The sequence below is a fragment of the Methanobrevibacter sp. genome (assembly GCF_036307625.1).
Lineage (GTDB): Archaea > Methanobacteriota > Methanobacteria > Methanobacteriales > Methanobacteriaceae > Methanocatella.
In genome coordinates, this window is record NZ_JAXJXF010000032.1 from 35,324 (window position 1) to 57,228 (window position 21,905).

Below are 21,905 nucleotides of genomic sequence, written 5' to 3' on the forward strand. Positions count from 1 at the left end.
AAATTAAAAGAAGAGAGAAGCTAAAATGCTCCTCCACCTCCACCGTCGAATCCTCCGCCACCAAAGTCATCGAAACCACCAAAATCAAATGAATCGGATGAAGGATCACTCATATTGTCACCAATATAATATGCATTATGCATCATATAATATCCACCATAGTGGTGATATAGGAAAATACCGTCATCATATTCATAAACGTTAGGCATTTGCAACTTCATGGCATCATAAACCTTGTCAGCTACTCCAAGAGCAGTACCATAAATCAAATACTTCTTCCAAATAACAATTGATTCGGGAGGGTGTTCTTTAATTAAACTGTTGTCTTTTAAGAACTTCTTAAAGTTTGACCATTTGAGATAGAAGACTCTGCCTTTTTCTGTCCACTGTCCAAAGACACTTTCAGGAATAAACAGCAATATTACTGAAAATACCACCAAAGCGATTCCTGCAACAATAGTGGTAAATGTATGGGATCCTCCAAAGAAAAATCCTATTGCTGCAATTGCAATACCTACAACAATTCCAATAATACCCAGTCCAGTCATTTCTGATGAACCTGTATCATTAAAGTATGATTCAACCCCATCATCACCAATTTCAAAAAGAACATAACTTTGCCAATTTTTAATTTGGTCCGCAAACCAGCCTGCATTGAAACTATTTTGCAACTGGTCATTGAAAGTGGATAAATTCAAAGTACCTTCCTCAGCAAAGTTTTCTAAAGTATCAAATACAATAGTTTCACTGTCACTCAATTGGTCTTTTGAATCATAATTGAATGTTAAAAACAAATCATGAGTATTGGTTTCACTGTTCTCCCGAAAGTGCAAATCAAGTACTTTTCGGTCAATTAAACTTAAAATTGTCGCTTCAAATCCTTTCATATTCGGATTTCCAATATCGCTTTTATTATCAACAAGTGCATTTACAACAGCAGGAGAATCATCTGTAGGTAATTCCCGTTCATATATACCATCATAATCAACTTTAGGTTCCCTACCATGTCTTAAATATATAATTATTGCTCCAATTGGACTTAAAAATGGTATTAAAGTTAAAAATGACAATATGGAATTCCAGGATTTTTCACCATTCAAACTGTCATGAATGCTTTTAAGCACTTGCTCTTTACCGTTTTCATTCAAATGTCTGGCATAACTTGCATTGTGAAAATCATCTAACGGCATTAAAAGAACAAAACCACATACTTTATCCTCAGAAACACTGCCAGTAGTAGCTGTAATCACATCCCCCTCAGTATTATTGGATTTTATTAAATCAGAAGGAGTGAAGTAGATTTCATTGTTTTTATTTCCAGGAGTATGAATTTTTAAATCAATACCTCCAACGCCAGTGTCCCAATTTTTACCCCACATATTATATTGGAGAAGTCCAGTATCATTGTACAATGTTACAACACCTGAAAAATCATAATTTAAAGTAACTTTAACATTACAATCTTTTATCTTATTAGTGTGGGCGGCATCGGAATATAGATATATCACAAGATGTTTGTTGCCGTTTTGGTCTTCTTGTTTTAAAACAGGATATGCGCCTTCAGCAGTTACATTAATATGGGAAATATTTTGACCATCCCGAAGGGTAATATCCCTATAGACTCCTGAAAACTCACCATCGAAAGAATAATCTAATGTTTCCTTTACATGAAGCAAACCATTACTTCCAACAGTTAAGTCAATCCATGAATGTTCAATAGAATAACTGTGGTCCTCTGCTGAAACAAGAGAAACCGCTGAAATTAATATTAATAATAAAAAAATTATTCCAAATATTCTTTTATTATTCATACGAACCTCTTAATTAAAATTTAACTTCAGGCACTTCACGGTCACTTGCAGGAGCTTCAAAGAATTCAGCTTCTTCAAAATTAAACATTTTTGCAAAAAGATTGCTTGGAAATGTTTGGCATGCATTATTGTATTTTAAAACAACATCATTATAGAATTGCCTTGCATATGAAATTTTATCTTCAGTATCGGATAATTCCGCTTGCAATTGTTGGAAATTAGTATTTGCCTTTAAATCAGGATAACTTTCAGCAACAGCAAATAAAGATTTCAATGCACCAGTCAATTGGTTATCTGCAGCGCTAACTTCTTCAACACCATTTGCATTCATAACTCCTGCTCTTGCTTTTGTAACCTCTTCAAGAACACCTTTTTCATGAGCAGCATAACCTTTAACAGTTTCAACAAGGTTAGGTATTAAGTCATTTCTTCTTTTAAGTTGAACATCGATTTGAGAATAGCTGTTTTTAACCCTATTCCTTAAATTTACAAGATTATTGTATAAATGTACAATTGTAATTAAAATAAATAGAATAATTACAACAAGCACTATTATAAAAATTAAACTCATCTTAAATCACCTAATATATTATTCGACATTATAAAAAATAAATGTTATGGATTATCGAATACTATTTCTTAACCGTGAGTTTAACTGTAGTTTTAACAGCATTATAATATTTATTGCCTGCAAATTTAACCACTGCACTAAAAATTCCTTTTTTGGTCAGCTTTGTAAGTTTAAATGTTGCAACACCTTTTGAAGATGTTTTAGCAGAATAAGTTTTGCCACCAACAGTAATTGTAACTTTTTGTGATTTGATTACAGCATTCTTGTTATTTTTCAAGGTAACAGTATATTTTTTAGTTTTATCCTTAACCTTAAATGTTTTTTTAGCGGCAACTATTTTAGGATTTACTTTTTTAACAGTGATTTTAGCAGTAGTCGAAGTTTTAATATAAGTTGTATCACCAGCATAATTTATTGATACAGTATAAGTAGCCGGAACAAGAGATTTTGTAGGAACCATAGCCTGACCATTATCATCAGTTACATAAGATTTGGTAGCGCCATTGATAGTAACGGAAACTTTAGCATATTTAATAGCATTGCCAGAAGAATCATGCAGGTTTACAAGCAATACCTTACCATCCTGATAATTTGTAACAACATTGGCAGCATAAATAAATGAAGATTTTTGTATAGTGATTGTTAATCTAAGAGGATCAATCTCATAAGCCGGGTCATCAACACTAATTAGAGCCTTATATTTACCAGCTACAAAATCAATAAACCAATTGTATCCAACTTCTGAAATATATGTTCCTATTAACATGTTTTTAGAATTATAAACTTTGATTGTAGTATTAACACCAGTAACCTGATAATTTGGAGAATCATACATTTTAATATTTATATTACCACCAAAGCCTTCAAGTCCTGTGAAATCTGATGCATATAAAGAAAAACTAGGCAAGTTTCCATCAAATTCTGAATCTGCAACATAAGCCTTGAATTTTGCTCCTCCTGAAATTTTAGCAATATTTTTTCTAAAGGTACATTCTGAAGCAGAACCCTCTTCAATGGCACCGCCAAATTTAGCTTCATTTTCTAAGAATAAAGATCTTCTAGCAGAACATTGATAATTAGCTCCTCCCAACTCATCTGCATAGTTGCTAACAAATACTGAAGCAAACACATCAGAAAATGCTGCTGCACCACCATTAACCGCATGATTATATCTGAATTCAGATGAATCAGCACCGCCTTCATATATTGCCCCACCATTTTTAGCAGAATTATTATAAAATTTGCATGTATCCGAATAAGAGTTATACATTGCTCCACCCAGGTCCGCAGTATTAAATCTGAATAAAGAGTTAACAGCAGAGTTTAGAACCATTGCTCCGCCTTGAGGAGCAGAATTATATGTGAAATTACTGTTGACTGCATATGTCTCTTTTATGGCACCCCCTTGTTTGGTAGCATGATTATCATTAAAAAGACAATTTACAGCAGAACCAGCATATTTAGCCCCACCATTTTCAGCAGTATTCTGGAAGAACGTGCAAGAAGAGGCAGTACCTCCAAACATGGCCCCTCCATCAGTAGCAGAATTATATTCAAAAAGGGAATCCACAGCAGAATAAGATTCACCTCCCAAAGCACCACCATTAACAGCTGAATTTCTTGTAAAATTACATTTTACAACGTATGAATTAAATGCAGCACCACCATAACTCGAAGCGGTGTTAGATATGAAAACAGAATTATCAGCAGATCCTGAAAACATTGCTCCCCCATAAGATGTTGCAGAATTATACATGAATGATGAGAAAGTAGCATAAGAATTATACATTGCCCCTCCTTCTTTTGCAGAATTACGGACAAAAGTACAATTATCTATATTGGAACTATAAACTGCACCACCCCAACGCTCCGCAGAATTATCTTCAAAAACTGAATTTTTAGCATATCCTCCCAACATTGCCCCTCCATGTGAGGAAGCATCATTAGAAACGAATCTGCAATTTGAAACTGCATAGTTAGACCCGGTAATTGCCGCACCACTGTCAGCATATGCATTTCTGAAGACAATATTATTGAAATTAACATAATTAGTTACATTAAAAATTCTGGCCTGATTATTCGCATTAATGGTATGCCCATTACCGTTAATAGTAATTGAACGATTAATAACAATTCCATTAACAAAATTTGAATCAGTGCCGGGAGCAAAGGAGTAATCCTTATCCAAATTTATAGTCCATTTAGACCCATCGCCTATAACTTGATTTAATTCAGTAAAAGTGCCGAAAGGACTTGATAACTTTTCTTCATCTATGGAATCATCAATATTTTCCATTTTAAGAGTTTCGACAGAATCGGCAGTATAATTATCATCAGTGAAATTATCAGCTGCACTGACATCAGTAACAGCAATGCAAGCAATAAGCAATATCAAGATAATTATACTCTTTTTGTATATCAAAGCTCTCAACACCAAATTTGTAATTAGTTGATTAGTATTTTTGTATTATAGTTTATATAATATTTATGAAAAAAAGGATAAAATTGATTTGGAGTATAATATATGCTAAAATTATTAACAATTTAGGGAAAAAAGAAAAAAAGTTAGTTTACTTCCAGAATCTCGGATAGGTATCCGGTTTCATGAATACTTTACTAACATTAACCGCGAAACCTGAATCTGCTTCCAAAATCTCATTTGAAGTCAATATTGAATTACCTGCAGCAACCAATTCACCTTTAAGAGTTTCGATAGCCACAATATCATTTTTTTGAATATTATCAGCCAATTCGACAATACCTCCATTGGCTAAATCAGCACCATGGCAAATTGCATCGACTGCTGAATCTTTGATAATAATTTTCGGCAGGTAATCTGCAGCCCTTTCCATCGGCATAATAGCTTCACGCAAGAAAGATTCATCGCCATCCTCTTTCCAAAAGTGATAAGCGTCGGTAACATCCTGCAATGTAACCAAATTATTTTTTTCAGTAAATGAACCTACCTGTGTTCTTCTAAGTTCTGCCATATGGGCTCCAACACCCAATGCCTCACCTATATTGTGACAGTAAGTTCTGACATAAGTTCCCGCTTCACAGCCTATTCTGAAAAGAACATCTCTTCCTTCAATTTCATAGATAGTTGAATAGTAAATATTACGTGTTCTCATCTCACGTTTAACGGCAGATTTGACCGGCGGAAGCTGAAAAATCTTTCCAGTAAATTCAGCAAATACTTCTCGAATTTTTTCTTCATCAACGTCCTGATGGAATGTGAGTAAACAAACATATTCCTTCGGAGCAGTTAAAAGCAATTGGATTGCTCTTGTAGCATCATTTAACCCAACCGGCAGGATTCCAGTTACTTTAGGATCTAATGTTCCACCATGACCTGATTTTTCTAAATTTAAAATGCGTTTAATCCATGAATCAATTTCATGAGATGTTGGACCAGATGGTTTATCTAAATTAATAACTCCTTTAGAAATGTAATCTTCAATATCCCTTTCTTCGGGTTTGCAACCAAAATCGGGAGAAGTAAAGCTTTTAGATTTGGAAACCATATTAAACTTCATGAAAAAGACCTTTAAAAAATAGTAAATAAAAAAAGATATGAATAATATTATAATTATTCATTTGAATTTATAAGTCAGCTAAAGCTGCTTTAATAGAGTCAATGTCACCGGAAACATCGATAGACTCTTCAGTTGGTTCTAAGTGAGCAATGTTACATCTTCTGTTTTTAACTGCTTCACCAACAACTTCCACAAAGTTTTCATCGATAATTTCAACAATTGCACATTTTTCGCCAGCTTCTCTACCAGCGATTTTAACACATACTCTACCTACTTCGATTGATGCCATTTATATCACCTTTAATGTTGTTGTAATGATTTCTGATATGCTTTCAGGATTAAAGCTATCAGTGTTTATAATAATATCATAAATATCCATATTACTGATATCAATATTATGGATTTCTTTATATCTTAAGGCTTCACTTTTTTCACGAATGATAATTTCGTCTTTTGCCACATCAACAGATTTATCTTCCCTTTGAGCAATCCGTTTTGAACGAACATCAAAAGGAGTGAATAACCAAATCCTTAAATCAGCATTATCAACAAAATATGCAGATAATCTTCCTTCGATTATTAAATTTTCTGATGATTTAGCTTTTTCAGCTTGCCTTTTATCAATTTCTTTATCAATATCATCATTACCTTCAGCAAACTCACTGAATTCAAGAACAGACATCCCCCTTTCAGCAGCCATTTCTCTAAAAATGAAACCTGCAGAAATATAAGGAACATCTAACTTTTCACTTAGCACTTCCGCTAGCGTAGTTGTTCCAGTTCCAGCTAATCCACCGATTGTAACTATCATTATTTTCTAGCCTCGTTTTTGAAAAGTTTACGAGCACATTTTGAGCATAAGTACCCACCATATGGACGGTTAGGCCTTTTAGCTGTTTTTGATAATTTTCCAATTTCATATGGACGTCCACGAGGAACTCCATGCAATACTGCACCACATTCAGCACAAACATGCTTAGATGGTTTTTTCTTTTTGTATCTTAAAACATTTTCTCCACCAGGAGTGTTTTTATGAATTCTTTTATATGATCTTGATCTAAACCTATTTGCAGGCATTTAATCACCTAATAATTAATTTAATAAAATTTAATAATTGTGTAATAGCGTATTCAAAATAGAATACTACAATATATCTTTTTCATCATTAATAAATGTATGTTTAAAAGGTTGATTTAGAACCCTTGTTTGAATCCTAAGAATTTTCTTATTATTTGACTCATTCCAAAAGTACAAATCATATACCATAACAACCAACCGATACCATATGGAATAGTTGCTTTACCACCATATAAGAATTGACCTAAGAAATGCCAAACAGGAGTTAAAGTTACCCAATAAACAGTTTTAGGTAAAATTATAACCAAATTATGAATATCTGATGATCTCATCCAGAAAAATATTAAAATAATTGGAACAAAAGTTACAATCATAGGTTTGAACTGACTGGTCATCATTTTACTTTGCATTTGCATCATATCAGACTGTTGAGCTTGGAGTTCAGCAACCCTTTTACCGTCACCTTTTTTTTGAGCTTCTCTAAGTTCACTCTGGAATTCTTTCATCTTTGCTTGTACGTCGTTCATTTCGTCTTGGTCTACCAAGTATTTATTCGCAATAGTTGTGATTAATGAAACAATAAATGCAACAATAAAAACAGTCAAAGCCGGATTGGCTGGATTCGGGTCCATAGCGAGAATTGGATTGAAAACTGCATTCAATACTCCGTAGATCATTCCCCATATATCAACCATAATTAATCCCCTATAAATTTAATACATCTACTAATTTTGAAACTGAAGAATTTAAATGATTATCATGATTTTCAACAATTTTAACAGTAGCTCCAGTTAAAGTAGCGTAAGCCATGGATGTAGCTCTGTTCATTTGTTGGTGTAAATCAATTTCTTTTGCTTTTTGAACATCTCTAACACGGGTGTCATCATTTAATCTTCTATAAATAATTTCATCAGGATTAGCTTCAATTAAAATAAAACGATCTGGTTGTAATTGTTCTAAAACCCAAATTGGCAAACCTGGTAAAAATCCAGATGGAGTGTTAATAGTACAATGAGTATCTACAATAACATTATCATTTTCAGATCTTCTTTTAATTTCTTTAGCAGCTTCAGCTTGAATTTCTTTTTGAGTTTCAGCTGGTAATTTTCTTAAAGAATCCCTATCTTCAACAATTTTATTCTCAATTGCTATTTCAGTCATTATGTCACCATAATTCAAGTGCACATAATCAACTTCTTCAAGTGCTTTTTTAAGCAATGTTGTACTTCCAGAACCTGGAATACCTGTTAATACTACTAATTTCAATTTAATCCCTCACATATTAATATGAATAAGTTTAGGAGAATTAGTCTCCTCCTAAAACTTTTCTAAGAATTGGATTTGCAGACATAAGTTGTTCTTCTGCCATTTCTTCATAAAGTTTATGAATAATACCTACAGTAAGTAAAACACCAGTACCTCCACCTAAAGCACCGGTTAAATCTGCAAGGAAAGCAATAAGACCTACATATATACCACTGATAATGGTAAGTGCAGGAATATACTTTTTCAATATTTTATATAATTGACGTTTACTACTTCTAAAACCAGGTATTTGAATACCTGAATTATAAAGTTGTTCTGAAATCTTTTTAGCATTCAATCCACTAATTTCAACCCAAAGGTATGAGAATAACATACAGCATGCAATGAAGAATATTGCATAGACAATAATGTGAACTGGTTCTGTTACAAACATGTACCATTTTGGAGTTGATAATAACCATGCAATTCCATCAACAGGTTTACCATCTTGAATTTGACCAAAAATTGGGAATCCTATTTTTTGGAAAAGGTTTGCAAACAAGGTTACGTTTACAAGCAATGCACTTGTTAAAATTACAGGCATGTTACTTGAGTAAACGAATTTTAATGGATATTTACCGACAGATCCTCTAATTCTTCCATGTCCTCTTACACTACCATGAGAAATAGGAATTTCAACCCTCATAGCTTCACCATAGAGAACAACTAAAAATACAATGATAGTTGCAAACAATGGAATTAAGATTGTTATATCATAAACACCAGTAGTAGCTAGTTGAATAAATTTAGGAAGTATACCTGTAAATAAACCATCAGTTCCTTGTAAGAAGCTGAAAGTACCTACAATAACCGCTTGACATACACCAGCAGCAATGAATAATCCAATACCACTACCGAATCCCCATTTAGAAACAACTTCATCTAAATAAATAATAACCAATGCACCAACAACAAGTTGCAAGATTAATAAGAAAGTATAAGAACCATCAATCGGCACTAAGTTACCTGTGAATACCAATACACTAGCTTCAAATACTGTGAAAACAATAGATAAAACTTTTTGTGTAGCTTGGAACTGAGATTTATCTTTATGAGAAGACAAATCTAAATCTAAAAGATTTGAACCAACTAACAATTGTAAAACAATAGAAGCTGTAACGATTGGTCCAATACCTAAAGTAAGAATGGAACCAAAACTTCCAGCCATAACAGCTCTCAATTGAGCTAAGTTATCAATAGCACCTGGACTAAGTCCATATAATGGAATTTGAGTCAATATAAAATATATAACTAAAACAAGAGCGGTCCATTTAAGTTTTTCATTGAAGTCTTCTCTATGAACAGGGGATTTGACTTCAGGAATGAACTTAAATATAGGCTCCAATACTTCTAGTGATGACATTTTCTTCCTCTTATAAAAAGGAAAAAAGCTATAATTCTATAGCTTCTCCTCCTAATTCTTCAATTTTTTCGATTGCAGAAGCTGAAAATTTAGGTGCAGATATTTTGAAAGTTTTAGTGATTTTACCTTTAGCTAAAACTTTATCATATCCTAAATCAGTAACATCGATTACAATCGCATCACCATCTTTAGATGCTACACCTTTTTCAATTAAATTATCAGCTTGTTCTTCTAAATAGCTTAAATTAACAGCATTAATTTTATTAATCATTTTTTGAGGTCTTTTAAAACCGTGTTTACCAAAGTGGTTAGGGTCATGGATTACAGTCCAAGTCCAGTGTTGTTTACCCATACCTGCATTACCTTTACCACCTTTGTTACCTGCACCTCTACGTTTTTTAGTACAGCCTCCACCGTTGGATCTAGAACCTCTTTGTTTGTTAATTTTACGTTTTGTTCTAATCATAATATACACCTGATTTAAAGCATTCTTATTGCAAGATCTTTAATTTCTTCTCCCCTGTAACCTAAAGATCCACCTTCGTTAATAGATAAGCGAATATCTTCATATCCTTTTCTTGGAGGGTGTAAACGGAATACAGGTTTAATACCAACATCAGCTAATTTAACTTCAGAATTAATTAAAGCTTCAGCTAATTCTGCAATGTTTTTATAATCAGAATTTTCTGCTACATACTCATCAGTAACTTTATTGTTACCAGGGAGTCTACCTCTTTTAGCAATAATTTTAGCTAAAGTTTCAGCGTCAATTTCTCCCCAAGTAATGTAATCCTTAGCTTTTTGAAGCATACCTTCATAACTAGGATTTTCTTCAACTAATACTGCATGGCTGATTCTGTTAAGTCTTAACATATCTAAAGTGTCAGCAATATTTTGAATGACACCAGTAGTTCCTCTAACTCTAATAACTAAAAACATAGTAATCACCATCTAGTAGTTAACTCCCATTTTTTTGAGGTCTTCTTCGGAAGCTTTAACATTGCTTAATTCTTTTAAAGCATTGAATACTGCATTTGCAAAGTTAACAGTAGTTTGAGTTTGACCAAAAGTTTGAGACCATACATCATGGATACCAGCAAGTTTTAAAATAGTTTTACCAACATCTCCAACTACTAAACCTACACCTGCAGGAGCTGGCATTAATGTAACACTTACACTACTTGATTTACCTTGAACTTTGAAAGGTACGGTGTGTTCTCTTCCACAAACACAACCCCAGTCTCCACAACCTCTTCTTACTTTAATAATGTTGTATTTAGCATTATCAACAGCTTTTCTAATTGCAGGACCAACCTCTTTAGCTTTACCTTGGCCTAAACCAACATATCCATCTTTGTTACCTACAGCAACAATTACTCTGAAATTAACTTTTCTACCAGATTTATGCATCCTTTGAACTAAGTTAACATCCATCACTTCTTCTTCTAAATCTGGAATTAAGGCATCGACTATTTCTAATTCCATGATTGGAAGACCTTTTTCAAAAATTTCATCGATATCAGTAATGGTTCCTTCTTTAACTAATTTACCCATTTTAGTTTTAGGTTCCCATTCATCAATATTAAAACTCATAGTTATTCCTCTGCCTCATCAATATTCTTAATAGTTTCATCAAAGTTTTCAGGTAAATCTACAGGATTGAGACCTCTTTCGAAATACTTTGAGAATTTTTTATTAACTTCATCATCATCTAAAGATTCAGCGTAATTAGCAACATGTTCTCCACGGATACGTTCATCTTCTGGGAAAATGAAATCTCCATAAGGAATGTCTAAACCAGCATCAACAGCACCTTTAAGAGCTGCAAATACTTTAGATCCTTTGATTGGTGATTTTAAACCGATGTCTAAAATTGCACTTTCAACACCATTTGCTAATGCTCTTTTAGCACAAAGGTATGCAGTTAAGTAAAATGAAGAAAGATTTCCGGTGCTTCCTAAATAACCGTATTTAGCTAATTGTTTACTTACAGCGGAAGCTACAGTAATATCTCCTTCAGGAGCATAATTAATTACTTGAACAGTTGCATGAGAATTGGAAACTCTAACAACTAAACGAGATTTGTCATAATCAACTAATTTTAATCTAGCTGCATAATCAGTTTTTCCTTCTCTTCTTCTTCTGAATGCTACTTTATAATTGGTTCCTTGTGCCATGTTTATTCCTCTCCTTTAATTAAATCATGGTCACGGGCGTAGTTTCTCATGTAAGATTTACTTCTAAATGCGCCACCCTTAGCCATTTTGTATAATTTACGATAGGTAGTAGCATCAATAACTTCTTCTTCACGCATTTCTTTAAGATCTTTTCTTAAAGCTCTAATAGTAGTCATCCAAGCTTTTTTCTTAGGAGTACGTGCTTTTTTAGCTCCTTTTATACTACCTCTACCTTTTCTTTTACCTTTTGCTTTTTGTTCTTTAATTTTTTTAGATCTGTAGCTACTAATACCTTTTTGAGGTTTTGCTTTAATAGCTCCATCATTAATTAACTGCTTTACTCCTTCCCTAGTAATTGCCATAGATACTTCTTCTAATCTTTCTGGATCAATCCATACACGATTAAGACCTACTTTGAGTATACTAGCAGCTAATCTTTTTTGAGTTGTAAGATTCATGTATATAATCCTCCGTTTTCAGCATAGCTGATAAATTTAGATATTAATCTAAATTCCCTTATTTAATTTAAATAGTCAAATCAATTCAAATAAAACCCCGGAATTGATTTAACTTATAAATATGAATAATTTATTTATTTAAAACTTTAATTCCGAGTTCTGATGCTTTTTCTAACATCAAAGCTTTTTTCCTTTTACCAATAGAAGCACTTATTCTTGCAGCATCAGTTGCTGGGTCTAAGTCTTCTAATTCTTGCATATTGTGAACAAGAACATCATTATATCCTGAAGGGTGTAAATCCCTAATAGCTCTAGGGGTTCTGTAACCAATAGCTGGCATGTCAGGTTTACCTGCTTCATATCTTCTCATTTTACTGGTTTTACCTCTAGGGCGTCTCCATTTGATTCCAAGTTTTTTATAACGAGCATATTCTTGTCTTTTAAATCTTTTGTTAGCCATTTAAATCACCAAATTTATTCTTTGCTAGTTAAGTATATTCCGTCTTGGAATACTCTAGGATCTCTTCCTTTAATTTTAGTTGCTTGTTCTAAGTTAGCCATAGTTTGACCAACATGTTCCTTATTAATACCAGTAATTGTTACCTCATCACCTTTAACTGCTACTTTAGCAGAACCTACTATTTTAGCAGTTCTTGGGTGTCTTTCCCCGAGGAAATTATCAATTACAACTGTATCTCCTTGAACTTTCACAGTCATTGGAAAGTGAGCAAATACAATTTTCATGTGGTATGTGAAACCATCAGTAACACCTGTAATCATATTATTAATGTGTGCTCTTGTAGTTCCAATCATTGCTTTATCTTTCTTTTTAGGAAATGCTGTTTCTAAAACAACAACATCATCTTCTTCTTTAATACTTACATTAGGATAAGTAAATTTTCTGGAGTCTTCTCCATTAGGTCCTTTTACAGAAACCTCATTATTTTCAATTATAACTTCAACGCCTTCAGGGATTTCAATAGTTTCCCTTATAGCTGCAGCTACTACCATTTTATCACCTAATACATGTAAGCCAACAAACGTCCACCGATTCCTCTTTCTTTAGCCTCATTGTGAGTCATAATTCCTTGAGGAGTAGTGACAATTAAAATACCAAAGTTTTTTGCTGGCAAATATCTTTTTTCAAATTTCTCAAATTCATCTTTTTTAACAGCGTGACGAGGTTTGATAACACCACATTTGTTAATGTTACCTTTTAATTCTACTATGAATTTTCCTGCCCTGTTATCATCAATATATTCAAAATTACCAATATAATTCTCTTTTTGCATAGTGCTTAACACTTGTCCAATTAATTTGGAAGCAGGAGAAATAACACAAGAGTCATTCACTTGTAATTCGTTATTTCTAATGTTAGTTAAAGCATCAGCAAGAGGATCCATAAGACTCATAATTAAAACCTCTAATTATATTTTTTAAACCCTATTTTAGGAGCTATTTCCCTAAAACATTGTCTACATAAATTTAATCCATATCTACTAATCATAGCAGAATGGTCTCCACAACGACTACATTTTTTTGCAGCTTTTCCGTATTTTCTTGGCAAAATATCACCTTATTCAGTTACATAATTAACTTTAAAGTTTTCTTCCATAAATTTCATAGTTTCTTCTTTGGAAATTCTATGTTTTTGAGTAACTTTCTTTTGTCTGATTTTTCTTCTTGCAATTCTGTAACCTGGTTTTTCAAAAGTAACAGATACATTCATACCGAAGATACCAATATCAGGATTATATCTCATACCTGGAATATCAATATGTTCTTTAATACCAAAAGAAAGGTTTCCTTGAGCATCAAATTGAGTAGGTTTAATATTCCTACTAATACCTTCTAAAACCATGTCAATAGCTTTATCAGCTTTTTCTCCACGTAAAGTTAATTTACATGCGATTGGTTGTTTTTTTCTAATACCCCATTCAGGGTTAGTGACTTTAGAAAAAGTTTTTACAGGACTTTGATCGAACATTTGTTCTAATAAAGTAATAGCACGTTCTAATTTTTCACCTGCTTCACCAACACCAATACTGACAGTAGCTTTTTCGATACGTACTTCATTCATTGGGTTCATTTATTAACCTCCAATAAAGATATTGTTGGTGCATCAGTACCAATAACAAATGCATAATCTTTTAAAGTTAAGAAATCATCTTTTGAACTATTTTCGATAATAATAGTATTTGGATTGGAAGATTTATTTTCAATAATTTCAGTTACAGTACCTAACTCACCGGTGTGTTTACCACCAGTAACAAGTACAGTAGCACCTTCTTGTAAAGGATATACTTCAACAATTTCTTGTTCAGGTACATTTAAACAAATTACATCTCCAACAGAGTATGCATCTTCATCAATGATTATATTTTTACCATCGTGAAGGTTTAATTGAGTTTTTCCACCTTTAATGGTAGATTTATTAACAATTTTAGATAATTTAGCACTATTATCATCAATTAAATCTAATTGTAATCTTCCTTTTCTATCTAAAAGAACTCTGTAAGATTCACCAGTTTTTGGAATTTCAATAATGTCCATGAAACCAACTGGGAATTTGTAATCTTTAACAACTCTTCCATCAACTAAAACATTACCAGAGTTAATAATTCTTTTTGCTTCTCTGGAGTTATCAGCTAATTTTAAAACATCTCTGATAACTAATGTTAATGGAATAGAATCTTCAATGGAATGAGAACCTGCAGAAGGTTTTACAGTCCAAGTGTCTTCTTTAGGATGAATAGGCCAAGATTTAGGTGCTTTATATCTTTTAAGATGTTTTCTAGATCCCATTTTAGCCATTTTAATTATCTCCTTTATTTTTAATTCTTCTATCGTCTTTTAAATCTGCTTCAATAATTACTAAGTTAGATGGATCAACTGGAAGGAAAGTTGCAGTTCCATCTGGTTTTGATAAAGTAACTTCTTCAATAGTTACTTTGTAAGAATTATAATCTACAGTGAGAACTTCTCCTTCATGTCCTTTAAAGTCTCCACGGACAACACTAACTTTGTCTCCTGTTCTAATAGGTAAAGATCTTTTTCCTAATTGTGCCCTTAAATCTTTACTTAAAGCAGCGCTTAAATGTTTTCCACGTGCATGAGCAGGAGCGTTGTAAAGAGCTTTTCTTTGTTTTCTTGGTTGTTTTGACATTTTTTCACCTTATACTAAAATACTTGCTGCACTACCAACACTAGGCCATCTGTCAGCTGCTTCTTTAGCAACAGGACCTCTAATTTCTGAACCTTTTAGGATTCCTTCAGGAGTAATGATTACAGCTGCATTATCTTCAAATTTAACACGAAGACCATCTGCACGTCTGTATTCTTTTTTCTGTCTAACTACAACTGCATTAACAACTTCTCTTCTCATGTCAGCAGTTCCTTTTTTAACTGAAGCAACAACTAAATCTCCAACACCAGCAACATCAAGTCTTCTTCTTACACCTTTGAATCCTTTTACTGAAATAATTTCAATTTCACGTGCACCAGTATTATCAACACATTGTAAAGTTGCTCCGATTGGTAATGCTTTAGAAACATTTGAGGTTAATGGTTTCATATTATTTACTCTCCTTTAACTTCAACTAAAACAAAATGTTTAGTTTTACTCAATGGTCTGCATTCTGCAACTTTTACAGAATCTCCAACATTAACATTTAAACAATCAGGTTTGTGAACATTAATTTTGGATTTCCTTTTTTCATATCTTTCATATTTTCTAATGAATTTGTAGTAACTACGTTCAACAGTAATAGTCCTTTCCGCTTTATTACTTACAACAACACCTTCTAAAACTTGACCTCTTACAGGTAAAGTTCCGTGGAAAGGGCAGTTAGGATCATCACATGTAGTTTCTGGTTCTTGAACATTAAGCCCAACCATATTATCACCATTTATATTTTTTTAAATCTTTTTTTAATTCTATCTTCAGGACGAATTGATAAAATTTTACCATTAATTTCTATTTTTTCCCCGTTTGGAAGTTCAAACACGAATATTGAACCCTTTTTTGGAATAATCTTTTCTGATTTATTCACATCCTCAATCTTAATGGTATTTTTAGTTTCATCAATTATTGTTCCTATTAATTTAAGAGAGGTGTTCTTCTCATTAGTTACCTGAACATTCAATCCGATGAACTCATGGTGAACTAAATTTTTTGAAGTAATCATAATCCCATCTCTTAATGAAATATTTACAATAAATCATGCAGAAAAATTACAAAATTTTATTGAAAAACATGTCGAATAGATGAACTATCTCCTTTTCTTATTATTCTTCTTAGATTCACGAATTTCGATAGTATCAGATGAAAAACCCATATCAGATAAAACTTCTTTAACCTTAACTTTATGGTCACCTTGAAGTTCTATTTGGCCATTTTTAGCAGTACCTCCACAAGCACATTTTGCTTTGAGGGTTTTAGTGAGTTCTTTGATATCTATGTCGTGTTCATCTATACCTTCGATAATAGTCATGAGTTTTCCGAATCTTCTTCTAACTGTAAAAACTTTTAGAGTTTGAACTTCACGTGCAATTTCTTCACAAACACAAAGTTCTTCAGGAAGCCCACATACATCACAGATTTTTGACATTTAATTCTCCTTTTGTTTTTCATTCAATATTGTAAGAACACGAGCAATTGTTCTTTTTAATTCTCTAATTTTTCCAGGGTTTTCGACTACCCCAGCAGCTGCACTTTTAGAAACATTTTTGGATAATTCAGTTCTGAGTTCAACTAATTTATCTTGAATCTCATCAACTTCCATGTCCCAAATTTCTTTACTTCTTAAAATCGCCATTGTTCCAACTCTTTTGGATAATTAAATTTAAATATTTAACTATCATCTTCCTCTACTTCTTCAGCAGAATCTTCTTCAACAACTTCTTCTAATTCTTCGAGATCTTCAACTTCCTCAATAATTTCTTCTTCGATGACTTCTTCAGTTTCAACATCGATTTCTTCTTCAATAACTTCACCATCTTCTTCGATGATCATTTTTGGAGGAAGAATTTCTACAGAATCAGGCAATACAGTTTCTGGAGGCATAATTCTTACATAAATACCTAATACTCCAGGTTTTAATTGAGCAGTAGCGAAACCTTCTTCTACTAATCTGATTGAAGGTTCTCCACATTTTTTAATGTATCCTTCAACAAATTTAGCTACAGCAGATCTAGAACCTCTGATTTTACCAGAAATAGTAACTTCTACACCTTGAGCTCCTGCACCCATAATTCTACGAATAGTGGAATAAGCAACTCTTCTGAAGTGCATTCCTCTTTGTAACATGTTGGATATTTTGTATGCCATGATTTTAGGGTTAAGTTCAGGAACTTCAACTTCTTTAACTTCAATTTGAGGATTATCTAACCCAAATTCAGTTTTAAGAGTGTTAGTGATAGTTCTTACGTTTTTACCACCCCTACCAATTACCATACCAGGTCTTTCAGCATAAACAACAACCATGGTACCTAAAGGAGTGATTTGAACTTCCATACCACCGTATCCAGCTCTTTCAAGTTCTTTTTCTAAGTATTCGTCAATCCTAGTTCTTCTAAGGCCTTCTGAAACGAAATCTTTTTCTATCATTAGTTAGCCTCCTGTAATACAATTTGAATATGAGTAGTAGGTGTGTTAAATGGAGTCATTCTACCGAATGCTCTTGGAATATAACCAGGAATTACAACACCTTTATGAGATGAAATGTGTTCAATGAATAATTTTTCGGTGTCCATACCTTTGTACTCTGCATTAGCTTCTGCATTTTCTAAAACTTTTAAAATTTGTTCAGCAGCTTTAACAGGGTATCTACCGGAAGGCCAACCTTCTTGTCCTTTTCTGTGACCAACTTTTTTGTTGTGTCTTTTGAAAGGAACAGCTTTTTTCATTTCAATAACATCTTCTAAGTAAGCTTTAGCTTTAGCTACTTCCATTCCTCTGATTGCACTGCAAATCTCAACACTGTGTTTTGGAGAAATCTTAAGAGATTTTGCCATAGCACGTGCAGTTTTTGCTTCGTCAACTTCTTTATTATAAGCATATTTGTTAGCCATGTTTTAATCTCCTTATTTAAGTGGTACAAACATGGATGATCTAGTAGCACCCATACCAGGGTCACCGTGTTGAACTCTTTTTCTAGTTGGTGCGTATTCACCAAAGTAGTGTCCAATCATTTCTGGTGTAATAGTAACTTCTACAAAATTTTGACCATCATAAATACCGAAAGTGGTTCCTACCATTTCAGGTATAACAATCATGTCTCTACAATGGGTCCTAATTACAACAGGACGGCCATCTTTTGTTCCTTCTTTATTTAATTTTCTCATTTTATCCAAAACAATTTGTTGTCTTGGTAAGAATCCTCTCTTTAAAGATCTTCTTTGTCTTGCAGGGAATAATTCCATTACTTCCTCTAAAGACATAGCTTGTAATTCTTCAAGAGTATAACCTTTATATTTAAATACTTTTCTTGCCAATGAAACACCCTCTATCTATCTTTTTAAACCTGTTCTCTTAGCTGCAATTGAACCAACTTTTCTTCCTGGTGGTGCATGTCTTGAAACAGTAGTTGGACGACCAGGATGTTGTCTGTTACCTCCCCCGTGAGGGTGATCTACAGCGTTCATTGCTACTCCTCTTACAGTCATGAATTTCTTACCTTTAGCTTTGTAAGCATGCCATTTTTTACCAGCTTTAAGGAATGGTTTATCTTTTCTTCCTCCACCAGCTACTACACCAATACTAGCACGGCAGTTAGGATTTAAGTATTTTAATTCCCCTGATGGTAATTCAACAACAGTTTGGTTAGCATCATGAGTAACAACATTAGCATAAGTTCCAGAAGATCTTACAAAACGACCACCATCTCCAGGTGTGTTTTCAATGTCGTAAATTGGAGTTCCTTCAGGAATTTCAGCAAGTGGTAAAGTATTACCGAATTTGATAGGTGCAGAAATACCACATTCAATTTCATCATCAACTTGAATGCTTTCAGGTGCTAAGATAAATTTCTTTTCACCATTTTCGAATTTTACTTCTGCAATAGGAGCTGTTCTTGCTGGGTCATGTACAATATCAATGACTTTTCCTTTGATACTGCCTTCTTTTTCTAAAGCATCGTAAGATCTGTATCTAATTTTATCTTTAAAACGGTGAGAAGCAACACGGTGTGCAGGAGTTCCTCTACCTCTTCTTTGATGAATTAATCGTTTTCCCATTATAATTCCTCCTTAGAATACTCCTATTCTGACAGCGAGTTCTTCTGCCATTTCTTCTTCAACAAGTTTGATATATGCTACTTTTACACCTTTAGGACTAATATGAGTATTAACTTTTGCAACTTTTTCTTCGTATAACTCTTCAAAAGCTCTTTTGATTTGGCTTTTGTTAGCTTTACGATTAACAACAAAAGTAATTTCATTGTTTAAGTCAATTAAGTTCATGGTTTTTTCAGTAACATGAGGTTTAATAATAATTGAGTATGAATCCATAATATCACCTATTTATCCAAAATTATTGGAATAAACCTCCTAACTTTTCAACAGCTGATTTGGTGTAAATAGTGAGTCTTCCTGGGTGAGTACCTGGTGCTAATAATTCGGCATTTAAGTTTTCAACCACAACAACATCTACACCTGCGTGGTTTCTTGCACCTAAGGAAATACCTTTATCTTCACCAACGACAACAAGAGGTCCTTTTACTTTTTTGTATTTTCTTCCTCTAGTTTTACCTCTACCAGCTCTGATTCTTTTACCTTCTTTAGCACGAATCACATCATCATAAACGCCAATCTTTTCGAAAATTTCACGAGATTGTTTAGCGGTTTTGACAGATTCTAAATCATCTTCAACAATAATAGGTACTTGTTCTAAATCTGCAACTTTGTGACCTCTGTTTTCAACAATTTCTTTATTAGTGGTTGCTGCAACAGCAGATCTGATAGCAAATCTTCTTTCTTTTATGTTGATTTTTTCATGATGATTTTTTTCAGCTCTGGTAGGATGTGCTTGTCTACCACCAATAGCCATTGGTACGAAAGCTGCTTTTGAACCATTTTTAATCCTTGGTACTCTTGCGGTACCTCTACCTGAACCCCATCCTTTTGCGGAAGTTCTTTTACCTGCCATTGGGTCATTACCCCATGGTTGTACTCTAGCAGATTGTGCTGAAAGTACAGCTCTTTTGATTAAATCTGGTCTGTATACTTCATCAAAAATAGCTGGAAGTTCCATTTCTTCTTTTACTTCCCCATCAATAGAATAAACATTAACTTTCATGATTATACCCCTTGTTTAGATTTTGTACTTATGTAGTTAATTTGAGGTATATCCTCAGCTTTATTATTAGGTCTAATAGGTTGTCTTAAGATTACTAACCTTTTAGAAGGTCCTGGAAGAGAACCTTTTACTAAAACATAATCGTTTTTGACAAGGCCATATTTTACAAATCCACCATCTGGGTTGATTTGGTCAACTTCATCAGCTGATGCGATTTTTAAAATTCTTTTATTGAATTCAGTTCTTTTATGGTAACCCATTTGACCTGCTTGAGCTACAGTCCACATGGTTCTTCTTGGAGTCCAAGGTCCAATAGAACCTACGTGTCTACCTTTTCCTGCTCTAACAGCTTTACCATATTGAATTCTGATTCCCCATCTTTTTACTACACCTTGGAATCCTTTTCCTTTTGTAGTTGCAATTGCATCAACAAATTCTCCTTCATTGAAGATTTCGCTAGCTTTTACTTCATTACCTAATAATTCTAATGCAGTATTTAATTTTTCTTCAGGATTTGCTCCTCCAATTCCACACTCAAATATGTCAGGTTTTTTCTTAGGTACGCTAGTTACTTTTGGATTTGTGTGTACTAAGACTCTAATTTCTTCTGTGTTTTCTAATGCACCTTGTATTTTTGCAATAGCTTCAGATTTATTGTATTCTTTAGGAAGAGATATTTTCCTAGAAAGTTCTTGATCTAAATTATCTGCAAGTACTTCGGTGATTACTTTCAAACCACGAGAAGTTTTTTCATAAGCTCTAATTCCCATTACTACGACCGGAGGTACTTCCAATACGGTTACTGGAGTGAAAACTTCCATACCATTAGTTGGAGAGTTTTTATCAGTGTCAGTGACTAAAGCATGAGTCATACCGACTTTATAACCTGCGAGGCCGAGTAATTTTGGTTCATCAATTTGAGGCCAAGATTTTACTCTAGGGGTTTCTTTAGCTGCTCTTTTTCTTGGACTAAAAGCAACAGACCCTTTTCTTGGCTGGTGATGTCTTACCATTTAATTTAACCTCCTTAATTATAATTTTCCTTTATTTTTTTAAATCAATTTAAATTTTTTAAGTAAATAGCTAAATGAATAACTATTTTACAAAGTGACAAAATTATACTTAATATAACTTCATCGAAATAATAAATAGCTGTAAAAACAATTACAACTAGATAAATATTAATTTTCAATATATTCTATTGAGTTTAATCTAATTGAAGCACAATAAAGAATATATTCAATGTATAAATCATTCTGTGCTAAGTATATTTTTAGGTGAGTCCTAAAAACATTAATGTATAAAAAGTTG

At 33.2% G+C, this 21,905-nt stretch carries 34 protein-coding genes; all 34 read right to left on the reverse strand.

The window, feature by feature from the left end:
* Positions 1-20: 20 nt before the first annotated feature.
* Positions 21-1,811, reverse strand: a complete 1,791-nt coding sequence (locus tag UIB65_RS02065; RefSeq protein WP_330039482.1) for a DUF2207 domain-containing protein — start codon at positions 1,809-1,811, stop codon at positions 21-23.
* Positions 1,812-1,824: 13 nt separating this feature from the next.
* On the reverse strand, positions 1,825-2,382 hold the full coding sequence (locus tag UIB65_RS02070; RefSeq protein WP_330039483.1) for a LemA family protein: 558 nt from the start codon (positions 2,380-2,382) through the stop codon (positions 1,825-1,827).
* Positions 2,383-2,443: 61 nt separating this feature from the next.
* Positions 2,444-4,804 carry a pectate lyase-like adhesive domain-containing protein gene (locus UIB65_RS02075; protein ID WP_330039484.1) on the reverse strand — a complete coding sequence of 787 codons (2,361 nt, stop codon included), beginning with the start codon at positions 4,802-4,804 and terminating at the stop codon, positions 2,444-2,446.
* A gap of 148 nt (positions 4,805-4,952) precedes the next feature.
* A complete protein-coding gene (locus UIB65_RS02080; protein WP_330039485.1) occupies positions 4,953-5,918 on the reverse strand; it encodes an RNA-guided pseudouridylation complex pseudouridine synthase subunit Cbf5 in 966 nt (321 codons plus the stop codon).
* A 67-nt stretch (positions 5,919-5,985) separates the two neighbouring features.
* Positions 5,986-6,207 carry a 50S ribosomal protein L14e gene (locus tag UIB65_RS02085; RefSeq protein WP_296805178.1) on the reverse strand — a complete coding sequence of 74 codons (222 nt, stop codon included), beginning with the start codon at positions 6,205-6,207 and terminating at the stop codon, positions 5,986-5,988.
* Positions 6,208-6,729 carry a (d)CMP kinase gene (gene cmk, locus UIB65_RS02090; RefSeq protein ID WP_330039486.1) on the reverse strand — a complete coding sequence of 174 codons (522 nt, stop codon included), beginning with the start codon at positions 6,727-6,729 and terminating at the stop codon, positions 6,208-6,210.
* Positions 6,729-6,995: a 50S ribosomal protein L34e gene (locus tag UIB65_RS02095; protein WP_330039487.1), complete on the reverse strand. Its 267-nt coding sequence runs from the start codon at positions 6,993-6,995 to the stop codon at positions 6,729-6,731. Before UIB65_RS02095 ends, cmk begins: the two co-directional genes overlap by 1 nt.
* Before the next feature lie 116 nt (positions 6,996-7,111).
* Entirely contained in the window at positions 7,112-7,690 is a 579-nt protein-coding gene (locus UIB65_RS02100; RefSeq protein WP_330039488.1) for an EMC3/TMCO1 family protein, read from the reverse strand.
* A 10-nt stretch (positions 7,691-7,700) separates the two neighbouring features.
* Positions 7,701-8,261, reverse strand: coding sequence for an adenylate kinase (locus tag UIB65_RS02105; protein WP_330039489.1), 561 nt, complete (start codon positions 8,259-8,261; stop codon positions 7,701-7,703).
* A 40-nt stretch (positions 8,262-8,301) separates the two neighbouring features.
* Positions 8,302-9,663 (reverse strand): preprotein translocase subunit SecY, encoded by a 1,362-nt coding sequence (secY, locus tag UIB65_RS02110; protein WP_330039490.1) that lies wholly within the window; start codon positions 9,661-9,663, stop codon positions 8,302-8,304.
* 28 nt (positions 9,664-9,691) lie between these two features.
* Positions 9,692-10,129: an uL15m family ribosomal protein gene (locus UIB65_RS02115; RefSeq protein WP_330039491.1), complete on the reverse strand. Its 438-nt coding sequence runs from the start codon at positions 10,127-10,129 to the stop codon at positions 9,692-9,694.
* Positions 10,130-10,143: 14 nt separating this feature from the next.
* Positions 10,144-10,602, reverse strand: a complete 459-nt coding sequence (locus tag UIB65_RS02120) for a 50S ribosomal protein L30 (protein WP_330039492.1) — start codon at positions 10,600-10,602, stop codon at positions 10,144-10,146.
* A gap of 12 nt (positions 10,603-10,614) precedes the next feature.
* Positions 10,615-11,256, reverse strand: coding sequence for a 30S ribosomal protein S5 (gene rpsE, locus UIB65_RS02125; protein WP_330039493.1), 642 nt, complete (start codon positions 11,254-11,256; stop codon positions 10,615-10,617).
* Positions 11,257-11,258: 2 nt separating this feature from the next.
* Positions 11,259-11,840 (reverse strand): 50S ribosomal protein L18, encoded by a 582-nt coding sequence (locus UIB65_RS02130; RefSeq protein WP_330039494.1) that lies wholly within the window; start codon positions 11,838-11,840, stop codon positions 11,259-11,261.
* Positions 11,841-11,842: 2 nt separating this feature from the next.
* Complete coding sequence (locus UIB65_RS02135; protein ID WP_330039495.1) at positions 11,843-12,298, reverse strand: 50S ribosomal protein L19e; 456 nt, start codon at positions 12,296-12,298, stop codon at positions 11,843-11,845.
* A gap of 130 nt (positions 12,299-12,428) precedes the next feature.
* A complete protein-coding gene (locus UIB65_RS02140; RefSeq protein WP_292740325.1) occupies positions 12,429-12,758 on the reverse strand; it encodes a 50S ribosomal protein L32e in 330 nt (109 codons plus the stop codon).
* A gap of 14 nt (positions 12,759-12,772) precedes the next feature.
* A complete protein-coding gene (locus UIB65_RS02145; protein ID WP_330039496.1) occupies positions 12,773-13,309 on the reverse strand; it encodes a 50S ribosomal protein L6 in 537 nt (178 codons plus the stop codon).
* 8 nt (positions 13,310-13,317) lie between these two features.
* A complete protein-coding gene (locus tag UIB65_RS02150; protein ID WP_296895280.1) occupies positions 13,318-13,710 on the reverse strand; it encodes a 30S ribosomal protein S8 in 393 nt (130 codons plus the stop codon).
* A gap of 11 nt (positions 13,711-13,721) precedes the next feature.
* Entirely contained in the window at positions 13,722-13,865 is a 144-nt protein-coding gene (locus UIB65_RS02155; RefSeq protein ID WP_069574686.1) for a 30S ribosomal protein S14, read from the reverse strand.
* A 9-nt stretch (positions 13,866-13,874) separates the two neighbouring features.
* The gene (locus UIB65_RS02160; protein ID WP_330039497.1) at positions 13,875-14,387 is read right to left on the reverse strand and encodes a 50S ribosomal protein L5; all 513 of its coding nucleotides are present in this window, start codon (positions 14,385-14,387) and stop codon (positions 13,875-13,877) included.
* On the reverse strand, positions 14,384-15,112 hold the full coding sequence (locus tag UIB65_RS02165) for a 30S ribosomal protein S4e (RefSeq protein WP_330039498.1): 729 nt from the start codon (positions 15,110-15,112) through the stop codon (positions 14,384-14,386). The genes UIB65_RS02160 and UIB65_RS02165 overlap by 4 nt, the downstream gene beginning before the upstream one ends.
* Position 15,113: 1 nt before the next feature.
* Complete coding sequence (rplX, locus tag UIB65_RS02170) at positions 15,114-15,464, reverse strand: 50S ribosomal protein L24 (RefSeq protein WP_330039499.1); 351 nt, start codon at positions 15,462-15,464, stop codon at positions 15,114-15,116.
* A gap of 9 nt (positions 15,465-15,473) precedes the next feature.
* Entirely contained in the window at positions 15,474-15,872 is a 399-nt protein-coding gene (locus UIB65_RS02175) for a 50S ribosomal protein L14 (protein WP_292608541.1), read from the reverse strand.
* A gap of 5 nt (positions 15,873-15,877) precedes the next feature.
* Positions 15,878-16,195 carry a 30S ribosomal protein S17 gene (locus UIB65_RS02180; protein WP_292608539.1) on the reverse strand — a complete coding sequence of 106 codons (318 nt, stop codon included), beginning with the start codon at positions 16,193-16,195 and terminating at the stop codon, positions 15,878-15,880.
* Between the two features lie 11 nt (positions 16,196-16,206).
* Positions 16,207-16,485 (reverse strand): ribonuclease P protein subunit, encoded by a 279-nt coding sequence (locus UIB65_RS02185; protein ID WP_330039500.1) that lies wholly within the window; start codon positions 16,483-16,485, stop codon positions 16,207-16,209.
* Between the two features lie 84 nt (positions 16,486-16,569).
* Positions 16,570-16,908: a stress response translation initiation inhibitor YciH gene (yciH, locus tag UIB65_RS02190; RefSeq protein WP_292608534.1), complete on the reverse strand. Its 339-nt coding sequence runs from the start codon at positions 16,906-16,908 to the stop codon at positions 16,570-16,572.
* Positions 16,909-17,115: a 50S ribosomal protein L29 gene (gene rpmC, locus UIB65_RS02195; protein ID WP_116591334.1), complete on the reverse strand. Its 207-nt coding sequence runs from the start codon at positions 17,113-17,115 to the stop codon at positions 16,909-16,911.
* 35 nt (positions 17,116-17,150) lie between these two features.
* Positions 17,151-17,906, reverse strand: coding sequence for a 30S ribosomal protein S3 (locus UIB65_RS02200; protein WP_296895285.1), 756 nt, complete (start codon positions 17,904-17,906; stop codon positions 17,151-17,153).
* Positions 17,906-18,370 (reverse strand): 50S ribosomal protein L22, encoded by a 465-nt coding sequence (locus UIB65_RS02205; RefSeq protein WP_330039501.1) that lies wholly within the window; start codon positions 18,368-18,370, stop codon positions 17,906-17,908. Before UIB65_RS02205 ends, UIB65_RS02200 begins: the two co-directional genes overlap by 1 nt.
* 12 nt (positions 18,371-18,382) lie before the next feature.
* The gene (gene rpsS / locus UIB65_RS02210; RefSeq protein ID WP_330039502.1) at positions 18,383-18,793 is read right to left on the reverse strand and encodes a 30S ribosomal protein S19; all 411 of its coding nucleotides are present in this window, start codon (positions 18,791-18,793) and stop codon (positions 18,383-18,385) included.
* Positions 18,794-18,808: 15 nt separating this feature from the next.
* A complete protein-coding gene (locus UIB65_RS02215; RefSeq protein WP_116591338.1) occupies positions 18,809-19,534 on the reverse strand; it encodes a 50S ribosomal protein L2 in 726 nt (241 codons plus the stop codon).
* A 12-nt stretch (positions 19,535-19,546) separates the two neighbouring features.
* Positions 19,547-19,807, reverse strand: a complete 261-nt coding sequence (locus UIB65_RS02220) for a 50S ribosomal protein L23 (RefSeq protein ID WP_330039503.1) — start codon at positions 19,805-19,807, stop codon at positions 19,547-19,549.
* Between the two features lie 22 nt (positions 19,808-19,829).
* Positions 19,830-20,594, reverse strand: coding sequence for a 50S ribosomal protein L4 (rpl4p, locus tag UIB65_RS02225; protein ID WP_330039504.1), 765 nt, complete (start codon positions 20,592-20,594; stop codon positions 19,830-19,832).
* Between the two features lie 2 nt (positions 20,595-20,596).
* Positions 20,597-21,607, reverse strand: coding sequence for a 50S ribosomal protein L3 (rpl3p, locus tag UIB65_RS02230; RefSeq protein ID WP_292740363.1), 1,011 nt, complete (start codon positions 21,605-21,607; stop codon positions 20,597-20,599).
* Between the last annotated feature and the right edge of the window lie 298 nt (positions 21,608-21,905).

Excerpts from the sequence above, each read along its gene's own strand:
- UIB65_RS02175 (WP_292608541.1), bottom strand. The coding sequence starts at position 15,872 with ATGAAACCATTAACCTCAAATGTTTCTAAAGCATTACCAATCGGAGCA.
- UIB65_RS02165 (WP_330039498.1), bottom strand. The coding sequence starts at position 15,112 with ATGGCTAAAATGGGATCTAGAAAACATCTTAAAAGATATAAAGCACCT.
- UIB65_RS02140 (WP_292740325.1), bottom strand. The coding sequence starts at position 12,758 with ATGGCTAACAAAAGATTTAAAAGACAAGAATATGCTCGTTATAAAAAA.
- UIB65_RS02085 (WP_296805178.1), bottom strand. The coding sequence starts at position 6,207 with ATGGCATCAATCGAAGTAGGTAGAGTATGTGTTAAAATCGCTGGTAGA.
- UIB65_RS02200 (WP_296895285.1), bottom strand. The coding sequence starts at position 17,906 with ATGATAGAAAAAGATTTCGTTTCAGAAGGCCTTAGAAGAACTAGGATT.
- UIB65_RS02100 (WP_330039488.1), bottom strand. The coding sequence starts at position 7,690 with ATGGTTGATATATGGGGAATGATCTACGGAGTATTGAATGCAGTTTTC.
- UIB65_RS02220 (WP_330039503.1), bottom strand. The coding sequence starts at position 19,807 with ATGGATTCATACTCAATTATTATTAAACCTCATGTTACTGAAAAAACC.
- UIB65_RS02205 (WP_330039501.1), bottom strand. The coding sequence starts at position 18,370 with ATGGCTAACAAATATGCTTATAATAAAGAAGTTGACGAAGCAAAAACT.
- UIB65_RS02095 (WP_330039487.1), bottom strand. The coding sequence starts at position 6,995 with ATGCCTGCAAATAGGTTTAGATCAAGATCATATAAAAGAATTCATAAA.
- rpsE (WP_330039493.1), bottom strand. The coding sequence starts at position 11,256 with ATGAGTTTTAATATTGATGAATGGGAACCTAAAACTAAAATGGGTAAA.
- UIB65_RS02145 (WP_330039496.1), bottom strand. The coding sequence starts at position 13,309 with ATGGTAGTAGCTGCAGCTATAAGGGAAACTATTGAAATCCCTGAAGGC.
- UIB65_RS02120 (WP_330039492.1), bottom strand. The coding sequence starts at position 10,602 with ATGTTTTTAGTTATTAGAGTTAGAGGAACTACTGGTGTCATTCAAAAT.
- UIB65_RS02185 (WP_330039500.1), bottom strand. The coding sequence starts at position 16,485 with ATGATTACTTCAAAAAATTTAGTTCACCATGAGTTCATCGGATTGAAT.
- UIB65_RS02130 (WP_330039494.1), bottom strand. The coding sequence starts at position 11,840 with ATGGCACAAGGAACCAATTATAAAGTAGCATTCAGAAGAAGAAGAGAA.
- UIB65_RS02115 (WP_330039491.1), bottom strand. The coding sequence starts at position 10,129 with ATGATTAGAACAAAACGTAAAATTAACAAACAAAGAGGTTCTAGATCC.
- cmk (WP_330039486.1), bottom strand. The coding sequence starts at position 6,729 with ATGATAGTTACAATCGGTGGATTAGCTGGAACTGGAACAACTACGCTA.
- secY (WP_330039490.1), bottom strand. The coding sequence starts at position 9,663 with ATGTCATCACTAGAAGTATTGGAGCCTATATTTAAGTTCATTCCTGAA.
- rpl3p (WP_292740363.1), bottom strand. The coding sequence starts at position 21,607 with ATGGTAAGACATCACCAGCCAAGAAAAGGGTCTGTTGCTTTTAGTCCA.
- UIB65_RS02215 (WP_116591338.1), bottom strand. The coding sequence starts at position 19,534 with ATGGGAAAACGATTAATTCATCAAAGAAGAGGTAGAGGAACTCCTGCA.
- UIB65_RS02065 (WP_330039482.1), bottom strand. The coding sequence starts at position 1,811 with ATGAATAATAAAAGAATATTTGGAATAATTTTTTTATTATTAATATTA.
- UIB65_RS02160 (WP_330039497.1), bottom strand. The coding sequence starts at position 14,387 with ATGAACCCAATGAATGAAGTACGTATCGAAAAAGCTACTGTCAGTATT.
- rpmC (WP_116591334.1), bottom strand. The coding sequence starts at position 17,115 with ATGGCGATTTTAAGAAGTAAAGAAATTTGGGACATGGAAGTTGATGAG.
- UIB65_RS02070 (WP_330039483.1), bottom strand. The coding sequence starts at position 2,382 with ATGAGTTTAATTTTTATAATAGTGCTTGTTGTAATTATTCTATTTATT.
- yciH (WP_292608534.1), bottom strand. The coding sequence starts at position 16,908 with ATGTCAAAAATCTGTGATGTATGTGGGCTTCCTGAAGAACTTTGTGTT.
- UIB65_RS02080 (WP_330039485.1), bottom strand. The coding sequence starts at position 5,918 with ATGAAGTTTAATATGGTTTCCAAATCTAAAAGCTTTACTTCTCCCGAT.
- UIB65_RS02135 (WP_330039495.1), bottom strand. The coding sequence starts at position 12,298 with ATGAATCTTACAACTCAAAAAAGATTAGCTGCTAGTATACTCAAAGTA.
- rplX (WP_330039499.1), bottom strand. The coding sequence starts at position 15,464 with ATGTCAAAACAACCAAGAAAACAAAGAAAAGCTCTTTACAACGCTCCT.
- UIB65_RS02150 (WP_296895280.1), bottom strand. The coding sequence starts at position 13,710 with ATGAGTCTTATGGATCCTCTTGCTGATGCTTTAACTAACATTAGAAAT.
- rpl4p (WP_330039504.1), bottom strand. The coding sequence starts at position 20,594 with ATGAAAGTTAATGTTTATTCTATTGATGGGGAAGTAAAAGAAGAAATG.
- UIB65_RS02180 (WP_292608539.1), bottom strand. The coding sequence starts at position 16,195 with ATGGTTGGGCTTAATGTTCAAGAACCAGAAACTACATGTGATGATCCT.